Genomic DNA, 13,020 nt, shown 5'->3' on the forward strand with positions numbered 1-13,020 from the left:
CCCAACTGAATAAAAAAACAACAAAAAAGTTGGTAGAATTTTAAACTTTGCTATTTTAATTAATAAACAATAGGTTATAATTAGGTGTTCCCTGTATACACAGGGATAAACCAGCTTTTTTGACAAAACAGGCTTTAAGCATAATTGTGTTCCCTGTATACACAGGGATAAACCGCAAAACACAACTGATAAAATTTTCGAATTACAGTGTTCCCTGTATACACAGGGATAAACCGATTTGGCAACTAAATTATTTTCAATGTTGACCGTGTTCCCTGTATACACAGGGATAAACCGAGCGGCTGGTGATGCTGCACTAGAACACGCAGCGTGTTCCCTGTATACACAGGGATAAACCTGTCAATTGGCGTTAGATATAAACGAATACAATCGTGTTCCCTGTATACACAGGGATAAACCGCTCTTGCCCTTCATGTGAACCATCACGTAATCGTGTTCCCTGTATACACAGGGATAAACCGGAAAAACAACTACATTGTAATTGTTATTTTCTGTGTTCCCTGTATACACAGGGATAAACCGTCAAAGACGACTTTGTTTTCAACGAGCCCGCTGTGTTCCCTGTATACACAGGGATAAACCGCCTTGCTTGGGCTGTTTGTAATGATAGCTCCAGTGTTCCCTGTATACACAGGGATAAACCGATCGGGGAAATATCTAATGAAAAATAACCACGGTGTTCCCTGTATACACAGGGATAAACCGTGAGTAAAAACGTCAATACATTCAATGGTGCGGTGTTCCCTGTATACACAGGGATAAACCGGACAGAACCAGGGCGAAACGAGGGCAACATCAGTGTTCCCTATACACATAGGGATAAACCGGAACCTAGATCCGCGCAATATCTAGATTATAAGTGTTCCCTATACACATAGGGATAAACCGCATTTAAACAGGCGAGACTACTCGACAACGACGTGTTCCCTATACACATAGGGATAAACCGTACCGAATGGACAACAGGAACAACGCCGGTACGTGTTCCCTATACTCCCTATACACATAGGGATAAACCGCTTTAAATTCAGAATGGTATATCGTCATCAAAGTGTTCCCTATACACATAGGGATAAACCGCGCATTCGCATTGAGTGCGCTTGAGTTTGAATGTGTTCCCTATACACATAGGGATAAACCGGGCAATATATTTGGGGCTACACCGGACGACTGGGTGTTCCCTATACACATAGGGATAAACCGGTAGCAATCCTCTTTCAAATTCAATATGAGCAGTGACCGGAAGGGCTACTAAATAAACGTTGATTTAATAGCATGAATTTCATACCATTATCCAAAAATCAAGGAGATAGTATGAAAAAAATTGTATTGTTTGGGATAATTGGTTTTATGTTGGTAGGGTGTTCATCGTCACCGGTGTCTAATGATGAAGCGGTAAACGTTCCTCAAAAGCGAATATACAACCAAAACATTTTTGAAAAAAAAGAAGATTCAGGAACAGTTATTATAAAAAGAGATAAAGGCTTTGTAAGTAGCGCATGTTCCGATTCTCTTTATGTTGATGGTGTTAAAATTGCTGATTTAAACCCATCTGAAAAAATCACAATTTATCCTCGGATTGGGAAGAGAGTTTTTAGCATGATAGCTAATAACATTTGTGGTGGTGGTCTGGTTGAGGTTGAAGGGGATGTTGAGAAAAACCAAGTTTTAACATATAGGATTGCTCATTCTTTAAATGGTGGATATGGTATTTATAGAACAGCGTTTTAAATGGACTAATCAACCATAGGAAAATGGTATAAAAAGTTATTCAAAAGGAGGAAGTAAATAAAACCCTTTGAGAGGGTTTTATTTAAAAATCTAGTAGCTCAGGCTTAATTTGTAGCGCCTCAGCAATTTTAATTCGCATTGATTTCCTTAACTTTTGGATTTTATAATATTGAGAATACGCCGATTTGCTGATGCCAATCCTATTCGCAACATCAACTTGGGATAAATTCAAATATTTACGCCATGCTTGAGCTGGTGAATAGTTATTATCAAAAACCATGTTTACCACCTCACTTGGTACGCCTGCTTCAGTGTCAATCTGCTTGGATTTTGATAACTCTAAATATTGAGTATACGGCATAACCACAAATTGAGGTTGCCCGAGTTCATTATTAATAAATTGTATATTAGTACGTGCGTTCATCGAGCTTTTTCTCCTCTTCAACAGAAACAATAAGGATAACACCATCAAAATTAAAAAACTCGATAATTTCCTACTCGCAATCTGTATTGATATTTATGATTAGTCAGCGCCTTTACATTAGCACAATTAGGCATATCAGCTAATGCTTCAGCTCTTGTCCCTGTAAAAAGCGAGTTACCTGTTGCTTTAGGAATACTTAGTCTATCTAACAAATGTCTATCAGAAAGTTCAAGATGTTCATATCCATTAATAATCTGATTATTTCCAGTATTATTTAAATCTAATTTTTTTAATTCAACCTCTACCGCTTCAATTTTATGATGTACTTTCGCTCTGACTTCAGTGCCAGTTATTTTGATGCGGGCGTATTTTAATAAGCGTAATGAACGGGTTAAGGGTTCGGCTAAGCCGCCAGCTATTATTCCTTCTAAGCTGTTTTTTAATCGTCCTTCTGCAAAACTATCGTCTGGTTTGGCTTGTAAATATTCGGTTATTGGGTTAGCCAGTTCGGGAAATTCTTGTACTAAGTTTGACAGGCGTTCTTCATGAGGGCTAAATACCGTAAAATCTGTGACACTGCCTGCTATCATCCCTCTTGCCCTCGAGCCAATTTTTTTGCAAAGGTCGGATAAACTTGCTGGTTTTAAACATAGGAATAAATCCGACAAGAAATTGACTCACGGCATGAGTTAAAGCCTGTAAGGTGGTCTCTGATAGTAAAACGTTTTAATAAATTTATTTTATAAATGCGATTATGATTTCATTCTTGTTTTATTTATCAATAATATAATTATTAATCTTCGGCAAAATAAATATCAAAAGAACATTCTAAATCTAAATCTGATAGTGCTTTCATTTGTTCTGGCCATAATACTGGACCACTATGTCCAAATTTAGAAAACCAAACACATTTTAGAGTTAATTTAATATCTTTAATTTCTTGTATTTTTTTCAAATTGGTAGCAAAAGGAGAGATTTTACTTACAATCCAATCAATATGTTCTCTAAGATCTTTTGAATTTACAATTCCTTCCGAAGATAAAAACCAACCTGAATTTTTAACTTCTCTAGTCCGTCCCAAACTATTGGTAATTTTATCTCCAGCTAATGTTATATAAGTCGGTTCAACTTCTAATAATTTAGTAATTTCATTAGGATTTATTGCACCAGTGTATATCATTAATCTAACAAAACATTCACTACATGTTTCATAGTCTGAACATATAGGTGTAATTCTATTCTTTATAAAATTCATGGTAAATAATCTCCAATATTGCCTATAATCTCACCATTCTTCCCAACATAATCACCATTATCTAAAATTCTGCCATGAAAATTATTAGGTAATTTTCCTGCATCAGCCTTCAGTGCTTCAAGAGCTCGCCCCCATTCTCGAGAAGTTAAATTTGTTACGAAATATTCATTTAATTTATTAGCAGTGTTTTTTCTAACTTATTTCCTCCAGTTTGCAATCCCTTAGGAACTCTACCTGAAGCACCAACACTAGGCGGAACTGGTAGTGGTAATCCTTCTGCATCAATTCAATTTCCATTTAGCAATTGGTATAGAACAATTAAAAATTCCCATTTATCTTCTTATTTTCATATTGTTGGATATATACATCTATAGGGTATGCTGTTCCCAACTCATATATTTTTCCACTATCTTTATCTATTATAAATGGACAATTACCGATTAATTGTGTTGAAAAATCACCAGTTTCTAAAAACTCTCTGGATTGGAAACAAAAAAGCCATCCTTCAGAAAATCTGTCAATTACAGTGATTTCTACAGGAATATCGTATTCAGCTAAATAATTTTTAGCTTTATTTAACGCTTCAATAAAAGTAATCATCAATTAGTCCTTAAAAATTTGAAAGATTTGAATTTGCTCATATCCGCAGCTTTACCTGTTTGACCATCTAAGAAACGTATTTTCCCATTTTGATTTACAACATTAAAAACATGCCCTGGTTGCCCTGGTCCATAGGAACCGAATACAATACCCCTTGCACCAGTTCCAGCATTTGACATTTGCTCAATAATATTATTAGGACCACTGACATTTTGAAATTTTGTCCCATATTGTTTTTCTAATACGGATATTGAGACTCCATTTTTTGAATTAATGGGTAAAGCGGATGCGGGATTACCACCCAATGTTGCATCAGTTGCTATAGCACAATTAACACAATTATGAGTTCTACCTTCAGTAGGGTAACCAGGATTTACATCACGTATAGAACCTGCCGTATCATTAAGAATAGAACTCGTCTCCACCTTTTCAGCAACATTATTCCAATTAACCTCATCTAATTCAACCGTTACCGTTTCAATTTTATGATGTACTTTCGCTCTGACTTCAGTGCCAGTTATTTTGATGCGGGCGTATTTTAATAAGCGTAGTGAACGGGTTAAGGGTTCGGCTAAGCCGCCGGCTATTATTCCTTCTAAACTGTTTTTTAATCGTCCTTCTGCAAAACTATCGTCTGGTTTGGCTTGTAAATATTCGGTTATTGGGTTAGCCAGTTCGGGAAATTCTTGTACTAAGTTTGACAGGCGTTCTTCATGGGGACTAAATACCGTAAAATCTGTGACACTGCCTGCTATCATCCCTTTTACCCACGAGCCTACATTTTTCAAGGGTTTAATAAATTTGGTTGCCCTTACCGCCGGTATAAACCCGACAATAAATTGACTGACACCATGTGTTATCCCGCCTGAGATAGTCTGTGGTGGTGATACCTCAGGAATTTGTATAGGATTGGGAGCCTGACCAATCGGTTTATCACTGATAATTTCTGCATGCACTCGAGCAAAAAATAGCGGAGATACCGGATTAATTAAGGTGCTATCCCATAATAAATCGAGTGTACTTTGCCCTGCATCTCGTAACCCACCCAATATCTGTAAGGGGACATCTTGATACCAGGCTCGGTGCTGTGTTTGTCGGTCAAAGATGACATCCACTAATTTTATATAGGGCTAACGTTCATCATTAACTTTGAGCTGAATAAAATAATGATTAAGCTTGTGATAGAGATCAAAAAATAGATGAAAGTCCCCAATATATTGATCGGGGAAAAAATTAAATTAATTTCTCATTGTTAAGCAATACAATGATATTTTCTTTTCCTAGCTCTGAGCGTAAAAGATCTGCTATTTCTGATGTATTCATTTCCGGAAAGGATTTATCATTTACCGATACCATAAAATATGATCTAGCACCTTCTAAACCAAATTCTTCAGCAATTAATAACTTACTTTCTAGAGAATATCTTTTCTGATTATCACTAATAAACTCTAATTGTTTTCGTTCTAAAATTGGTGAAGCCAAATAAATAATATATGATTTATCAAAAATATCTTTATAATCTGATTTAACCTTACTAATTTTTTTATTTAATAACTCTGCATCTAATGTTGTATAGCATGTTATATCTATTGCCATAATATTTATCTCACTTAATTCTAGTTATATTTCCTGATTTATCTATAACAATTATTTTATCCAATCCTTTAATCTCCCATTTAGAAAACTGTTCTTCAAGAGCATCTATCGTCACTTTAGAATCAGATATATTAATAACTACATTGTTTGTTTGCCCCTTAAGCACTTTATCTTCAACGCCAGCCCAAATATTCCTAACATTATTTGAACTTGGAGCATAGTTATCAAATATTTCACCATTAATTTTGTAATCTGGTTTTTTTATTCCTGATGTAATGGGATTCTGTTCCACATGATAACCATTCTTTGAAAGAATTTGAGCACTTTCATTTTCTCTTATAATTGAGCGTATATTTTCAGAAGTACTTGAAAGTGGTATTTCAGTTGGTTTGCCGGTTAAAGATCCTCTCTCTCCCTTTTCAACAACATTATTCCAATTAACCTCATCTAATTCAACCTCTACCGCTTCAATTTTATGATGTACTTTCGCTCTGACTTCAGTGCCGGTTATTTTGATGCGGGCGTATTTTAATAAGCGTAGTGAACGGGTTAAGGGTTCGGCTAAGCCGCCGGCTATTATTCCTTCTAAGCTGTTTTTTAATCGTCCTTCTGCAAAACTATCGTCTGGTTTGGCTTGTAAATATTCGGTTATTGGGTTAGCCAGTTCGGGAAATTCTTGTACTAAGTTTGACAGGCGTTCTTCATGGGGACTAAATACCGTAAAATCTGTGACACTGCCTGCTATCATCCCTTTTACCCACGAGCCTACATTTTTCAAGGGTTTAATAAATTTGGTTGCCCTTACCGCCGGTATAAACCCGACAATAAATTGACTGACACCATGTGTTATCCCACCAGAGATAGTCTGTGGTGGTGATACCTCAGGCATTTGTATAGGATTAGGTGCCTGACCAATCGGTTTATCACTGATAATTTCTGCATGCACTCGAGCAAAAAATAGCGGAGATACCGGATTAATTAAGGTGCTATCCCATAATAAATCGAGTGTACTTTGCCCTGCATCTCGTAAACCACCCAATATCTGTAAGGGGACATCTTGATACCAGACTCGGTGCTGTGTTTGGCGGTCAAAGATGACATCCACTAATTTTATATCCGGCTCAAGATTGACGTAAGCATGTCCACGACTATCAAGTTGTCCCTGATAAATCATTCGTTGATTACTGCTATTAAATAACGTAAAAGATTGATTCGGTAAGTTTTCGACACTGAATTCTATCCAGTTATCATCATCAAAGAAAAACAACTCCCGTTCCCGTATTTCTGCCGGGGTTAATTTACGTGGCGCTTTGTTGCTCGGTAGTCTTAAAAAATTAGTTTGAGGCGGTAATAATCCACAATCAAGTGTGAGCGGTTTTTCAATTAACAACGCCCGACCGGTTGTCAGGGCTTCTGTTAAGGCTTGCGTGACTTTGGCGTTATCATGACCATAGTGATTGTTGCCATAGTATAAGCCCAAGTTTTCCAGTGTAGGGTAAAGCTGTTGACATTGTTCAGGATGTTGAACGCAATGAGCAATAGCTTCATCTTGTGCTGCGCTGTAATCGTAACGAACGGTGTTATAACCGGATGCCTGTAACTGTGTTTTGGGAAACTCATAAAACCCATACTGGGCTAACAGACTTTCGGGGGCTTTCTTTTGTAGTGCCAGCCACTCTTTTTGAGTAATCAATTTATAACATTTCATACAGCTTGTTGTTCTCTATCCCTTATATACCAAATCCGTAATGCATAAGCTTAAACCGACGATTTAAAGCTAACATTTTGCATTTTATGGTTTTATTTTGTATTTTTATATAAAACCATTTTTTTAGGATAGATTATTTTTTGACAGGCGACAAGCTTTTTTTCTTTTTTTGGAAACAAATTCGCAATTTATTGGAAATAATTACCTGTTATTTTTTTAATTTCAACAAACAAATTCTAATTATAAATCATTAATCAAATGGTATTGCACAAGCAATAACTGATAAAAGTCAGAATAATGAATTTATTTCTGGCTCTTTTAATCTAGGTATAATTTCTTTATGTTCGGTTTAATCATCAATTGTTAATTTTTAAACGATTGAAAATATAGCGCCCGTGTATTTAGTTGCTAAAGTACAACCCCTTCATCCGTAAAATTATTGAACATACTTTTAAACACTAACTGATTATTTATCGCTTAGATTTGCTAAGTGAATTAATGGGATAGCCCATTAGTTAAGTAAAAATAAGGCAAGGGCACAAAAGGAAGATGATACATGGCAATTAGTCATGACCAATTAACGAAACAAGACAAGTCAGGCTGTAGGCAAAAATAGGCTGGTGCGCAAGAAAGTTGTAAAAAGATGAAATGCCTAAAATAGCATTTGGAAAGTAACTAACTATATGATAAATATTTAATTCTATTTTAGATAGCTAACAAAGCAGATTGCCTAAAAAAACAACAAAAAAGTTGGTAGAATTTTAAACTTTGCTATTTTAATTAATAAACAATAGGTTATAATTAGGGTGTTCCCTGTATACACAGGGATAAACCGTCGAGGTTATGATGCGCAATATTATGCAGGTCGTGTTCCCTGTATACACAGGGATAAACCGGTGAATCCGATCTGCCTACTTTTTAAGATAAAGTGTTCCCTGTATACACAGGGATAAACCGGCTACGAGCCAACAGCATTTTGCAATCAATGAAGTGTTCCCTGTATACACAGGGATAAACCGAGTTTGGACTGAGTCAGTTAATTTCCTAGACGGTGTTCCCTGTATACACAGGGATAAACCGAATGGGATTTTCTATCCGGCAGATGAAATTAAGTGTTCCCTGTATACACAGGGATAAACCGATCTAGCCAATCTCCTTGAATACTGCCGTTATGTGTTCCCTGTATACACAGGGATAAACCGATGTAAAACCTGCATCCAGACATTTATCTGGAGTGTTCCTTGTATACACAGGGATAAACCGCACAGCAGACACCTAGTACATTGTCGAATCATGTGTTCCCTGTATACACAGGGATAAACCGCGGTTGAACAATCTAAAAAATGGGGGAAATCAGTGTTCCCTGTATACACAGGGATAAACCGAAAGTCGGAAATTTTTAATTAAACAAAGCGGAGTGTTCCCTGTATACACAGGGATAAACCGAGCTGCGTATCCACAGACGTGTTTCGCACGAAGTGTTCCCTGTATACACAGGGATAAACCGGACACATGCCAAAAAAACACAAACTGATTAAAGTGTTCCCTGTATACACAGGGATAAACCTGGATCAGATGTTCCATTAGCGGCAGATTGAAAAGTGTTCCCTGTATACACAGGGATAAACCGTGGCTAAAAGAAAATCTAAGCGAGGCTCAGGCGGTGTTCCCTATATACACGTAGGGATAAACTGAATAGAATTAAACGCCGAAATTCTTAGATGTGCGTGTTCCCTATGCACATAGGGATAAACTGTTCGCATGCGAACAAATATGGATAATCGGTAAGGTTTCCTTTATTCTTAAATAGTTCCAAGCAGGCATTTTGTGAAAATCCCTGCTTGGTGGGCGTAGATAGATGCCATATGGTTTTAAAACGTCTAAAAACTCATTTTTTGACAATGGCGTTTCTGCAACTTGATATTTAGAATCCTTATTTTTTAAGTTTAAGCAATCTTAATGCATTGGCTGTGACAATCGCTGTTGTTCCCGAATCAGCTAATACAGCAAGCCAAAGTCCTGTAATACCAAATAGGCTGGTAATTAAAAATATCAACTTAATGCCTAAAGCAATCGTAATATTCTGTTTGATATTACGGTTAGCAAAGCGCGTTAAACGTATCAATTTTGGTAAACTCAATAAACTATTTTTGGTTAAAGCCGCATCGGCTGTTTCGAGTGCGACATCTGTTCCGCTACCCATTGCAATACCTACAGTAGCGGCTTTCATGGCAGGGGAGTCATTAATACCATCGCCAACCATGGCAATAGCGGTTGTGGTGCTTATTTTTTCAATTTCATTTAATTTATCCGCTGGTAAAAGTTCCGCTCGGTAATCAATATTGAGCTGTTTAGCGATAGCTTTGGCTGCTCGTTCATTATCGCCTGTTAACATCAAGGTTTTTAAGCCTAATTGATGAAGTTGATTGAGTGCACTGACCGCATCTTGGCGAAGTACATCTTGCAAAGCAATGATACCCAATAATTTTTGATGAGATACTACAACGACAACCGTTTTTCCTTCAGTTTCAAGCTGTTGTATAAGCTGTGCATCTTCTTTTGTTAATTGGGTTGAAAGGGTATCGAGCCTATTCGGAGCTACAACGTAAAAAGTCTCTTGATTGATATCTCCTTGAATACCGACCCCAGCAATCGCTTTACGATTATTGGCTTCAGTAAAAACAATCTTATTTTGTTTAGCATAGTCAAGGATAGCTTTGGCCAACGGATGATGTGATCCACTTTCCACCGCAGCAACAACAGTTAACAAGTGTTCGGTTGTGATATCACGATTGATAACATCGGTAACTTGAGGTTTGCCTTCAGTCAGGGTTCCGGTTTTATCAAAAGCAATCATTTTGATTGAACCTATATGTTCTAGGGCTGCACCGCCTTTAATTAAAACACCATATTTAGCCGCACTCGATAACGCAGAAGTAATAACAGCCGGTGTTGAAATAACTAACGCACATGGGCAACCTATTAATAGTAACGTTAATCCACGATAAATCCATGTGTACCAATCAGTCTGAATCAATAGAGGCGGAATAACCATTACTAATAGCGATAATAGGGCAATAGCAGGGGTATAATAGCGACTAAATCGATCAATAAATCGCTCTATCGGTGCTTTGCGTTCTTCAGCATCTTCAATAAGTTGTAAAATACGGTCAACAGCGTTTTGTCCTGTTTCTGAGACAACTTTTAATTGAATGGTGTTATCTACCACTAGTGAGCCAGCTAAAATTTTATCACCATATAAATAATTGACTGGAATCGATTCCCCTGTTAGTGCGCTTTCATCAATGCTGGCTTGCTCACTGATTAAGATCACATCTGCCGGTAATCGACCGCCTGATGATATTTCGATAATATCGTCCGGTTTAAGACTGTGACTTGCCACCGTTTTTCGATTTCCGTCAACAACAATCACGGTTTCTTCTGGCATTAATTCAACCAGTGAGGAAATACCTTTTTTAGCTTTATTGCTGGCAATCCCTTCAAGCATTTCGCCAATCATAAACAAAAAAATCACCATGGTGGCTTCTTCTGCGGCACCGATAAATAGCGCACCAATTGCTGAAATACTCATTAGCGTTTCAATGGCAAAAGGAGTGCCGCTACGGGTTAATGTGATGGCTTCTTTGGCTATTGGAATGATGCCAATAATAGCCGTAACAATGAAGGCATACTTACCTATATCATGATTGATTAACAGGATGATATAACTTATTACAATTAAGATACCCAGCGTCACTAAAGGCAGTAGCGCTTTTTTATCCAAACTGTGTGAATGCTCATGATGATGATGTGGCGAAGATTCAAAAATAGGGGTATAACCTAATTCAACCACTTTATCTTCAATGAGTTTGATAATTTCTTTATTTTTGTTGGGCACAAATACCATGAGTTTTCCAGTTGAAAACGTCATTTTTATTTGATTGATATCGGGTAACGTTTTGATTCCATTTTCAATTTTTTGGGCACAATGCGCACAATCCATGCCTTGAATTTTCCATGTTAATTTGACAGTTGGGCTTTGCTGGTCAGGTTCATCGGGTGGAGGATCAAGATCATTGGTTTGCGTTTCAATATGATCATGATTTTCACGCCCCAGATTGGATTGATGATTTTTATTAATATCACGGGCATGAAGTGAATTATGTGAATGATTATGTGTGATGTTTTGGCAGCTATCATGGCAGTGATGATCAGCGTGATGATGATTGGATTTGTTATTATATAACATAACGTTACCTCGGCTAGTTGATGATTTTTATTGTACGCTTGTATCATTAAAAATAAATCATTTTTTTTATGATATTTGTCAAGGTTTGGTTTGTATTAATTAAAAAGGATTGAAAACAAGTCATGCGGGATTAAACCCGTATGCTTAACATGTTTTTTGTTATGCTTATTTTCAGTATATAATTATTTCATTCTATACACAGGAAATCACTATGCCGAGTACTTCATCTTTTCGACAATTAAAAGGGGTAATTTTTACTGCTTTTCTTGTTACTACTTTCATTATCGGGATCGCAGGCGCTTTACAATCTCCGACATTAAGTCGTTTTTTAACTGATGAAGTCAATGTTGATCCCATTCTTGTCGGTCTTTTTTATTCAGTCAATGCGATTGCCAGTATTGTGGGGAGTTTCTTGTTGGCGAAATATTCGGATAAAAAAGGGGACAGACGACTCATTGTCATATTCTGTTGTTTAATGGGTGTTTTCAATAGTCTGATTTTTGCCTTTTCTCGGCACTATGTCTTTTTGATTACGTTGGGTGTGTTATTTGCGGCATTATCCTCAGCGGCAATGCCACAAATTTTTGCGTTAGCACGTGAGTATGCGGTTAAAACGGGTCGTAATGTTGTGGCATTTAACTCACTTATTCGAGCTCAACTTTCCTTGGCTTGGGTTATTGGTCCACCTTTGTCATTTACTCTAGCGATTGAGTATGGTTTTACTACCATGTATCTAAGTGCAATGGGGATGTTTTTTGTTGCGATGATCTTTGTTGCCATTTTTTTGCCTTCAGTCGAAAAAAATCCGGCTACACAGCAAACTCAAGCTATGAATCAGCAGGAGATAAATCAACCGTTATTCCAAAATAAAAATGTGGTTTTTTTATTTTTATCAACCGTATTTATGTGGACAGCGAATATGATGTATATCATCGATATGCCATTATATATAAAATCGAGTTTACATCTGTCGGATTCCTTGCCGGGTCAGTTAATGGGGCTTGCTGCAGGAATCGAAATTCCGGTTATGCTAATTGCCGGTTTTTTAGTACCTTATTTAGGAAAACGTAATCTATTTTTTATTGCAATTGGCTGTGGTGTTCTGTTTTATATTGGCATCATCCTGTTCAAAAATGAAGTAGCACTATTTTCATTGCAAATTTTTAATGCACTTTTCATCGGTATTGTGGCGAATATTGGAATTATCTATTTTCAAGATCTTCTTCCTACCCGAATGGGCGTTGCTTCAACGCTTTTTAATAATGGTATAACGTGTAGCGTTATCATTGCCGGTCTGATTCAAGGTTTCGTCTCTAAAGCATTTGGACATGAAATGATATATTGGATCGCTTTAATTATGGTGGCGGTTTCTTTCCTGTTTTGTGCTTTTGTTAACGAATCAAAATCAAATCCTTAATAGCTTTTGTACGTCTTTC

Annotated in this window: 9 protein-coding genes, 1 pseudogene and 2 CRISPR repeat arrays; of the genes and pseudogenes, 2 read left to right on the plus strand and 8 right to left on the minus strand. The window is 36.9% G+C overall.

All coding sequences use genetic code 11. The features are described from left to right. The first annotated feature begins 84 nt into the window (after window positions 1-84). A CRISPR array of direct repeats spans window positions 85-971; the repeat unit is 29 nt; unit sequence GTGTTCCCTGTATACACAGGGATAAACCG. Window positions 972-1,335: 364 nt separating this feature from the next. Beyond that, a complete protein-coding gene (locus ACGH6R_RS06500; protein WP_065557897.1) occupies window positions 1,336-1,752 on the plus strand; it encodes a hypothetical protein in 417 nt (138 codons plus the stop codon). An 82-nt stretch (window positions 1,753-1,834) separates the two neighbouring features. Here the strand turns inward: ACGH6R_RS06500 and ACGH6R_RS06505 are convergent, their stop codons facing one another. The 8 genes and pseudogenes from ACGH6R_RS06505 to ACGH6R_RS06540 form a co-directional block, all read right to left on the minus strand. Beyond that, window positions 1,835-2,176 (minus strand): helix-turn-helix domain-containing protein, encoded by a 342-nt coding sequence (locus ACGH6R_RS06505; protein ID WP_411599209.1) that lies wholly within the window; start codon window positions 2,174-2,176, stop codon window positions 1,835-1,837. After that, window positions 2,160-2,370 (minus strand): annotated as a pseudogene (locus ACGH6R_RS06510) (type II toxin-antitoxin system RelE family toxin). Before ACGH6R_RS06510 ends, ACGH6R_RS06505 begins: the two are co-directional and overlap by 17 nt. A gap of 599 nt (window positions 2,371-2,969) precedes the next feature. Continuing rightward, a complete protein-coding gene (locus ACGH6R_RS06515) occupies window positions 2,970-3,431 on the minus strand; it encodes a DUF4279 domain-containing protein (RefSeq protein WP_218837305.1) in 462 nt (153 codons plus the stop codon). A 318-nt stretch (window positions 3,432-3,749) separates the two neighbouring features. Beyond that, window positions 3,750-4,031 carry a YrhB domain-containing protein gene (locus tag ACGH6R_RS06520; protein ID WP_187756470.1) on the minus strand — a complete coding sequence of 94 codons (282 nt, stop codon included), beginning with the start codon at window positions 4,029-4,031 and terminating at the stop codon, window positions 3,750-3,752. Beyond that, on the minus strand, window positions 4,031-5,146 hold the full coding sequence (locus tag ACGH6R_RS06525) for a toxin glutamine deamidase domain-containing protein (RefSeq protein ID WP_411599210.1): 1,116 nt from the start codon (window positions 5,144-5,146) through the stop codon (window positions 4,031-4,033). The genes ACGH6R_RS06520 and ACGH6R_RS06525 overlap by 1 nt, the downstream gene beginning before the upstream one ends. A 118-nt stretch (window positions 5,147-5,264) precedes the next feature. Next, window positions 5,265-5,627, minus strand: coding sequence for a hypothetical protein (locus tag ACGH6R_RS06530; RefSeq protein ID WP_267360336.1), 363 nt, complete (start codon window positions 5,625-5,627; stop codon window positions 5,265-5,267). 10 nt (window positions 5,628-5,637) lie between these two features. After that, window positions 5,638-7,335, minus strand: coding sequence for a hypothetical protein (locus ACGH6R_RS06535; RefSeq protein WP_411599211.1), 1,698 nt, complete (start codon window positions 7,333-7,335; stop codon window positions 5,638-5,640). An 806-nt stretch (window positions 7,336-8,141) separates the two neighbouring features. Beyond that, window positions 8,142-8,965: a CRISPR direct-repeat array (repeat unit 29 nt; unit sequence GTGTTCCCTGTATACACAGGGATAAACCG). Window positions 8,966-9,268: 303 nt separating this feature from the next. Beyond that, the gene (locus ACGH6R_RS06540; protein ID WP_411599212.1) at window positions 9,269-11,584 is read right to left on the minus strand and encodes a zinc/cadmium/mercury/lead-transporting ATPase; all 2,316 of its coding nucleotides are present in this window, start codon (window positions 11,582-11,584) and stop codon (window positions 9,269-9,271) included. A 211-nt stretch (window positions 11,585-11,795) separates the two neighbouring features. Between ACGH6R_RS06540 and ACGH6R_RS06545 the strand changes: the two genes are divergently transcribed. Next, window positions 11,796-13,001: an MFS transporter gene (locus tag ACGH6R_RS06545; RefSeq protein WP_294827017.1), complete on the plus strand. Its 1,206-nt coding sequence runs from the start codon at window positions 11,796-11,798 to the stop codon at window positions 12,999-13,001. The last annotated feature ends 19 nt before the right edge of the window (window positions 13,002-13,020 follow it).

The sequence above is a fragment of the Gilliamella sp. CG13 genome (assembly GCF_046635805.1).
Taxonomy (GTDB): Bacteria; Pseudomonadota; Gammaproteobacteria; order Enterobacterales; family Orbaceae; genus Gilliamella; species Gilliamella apicola_I.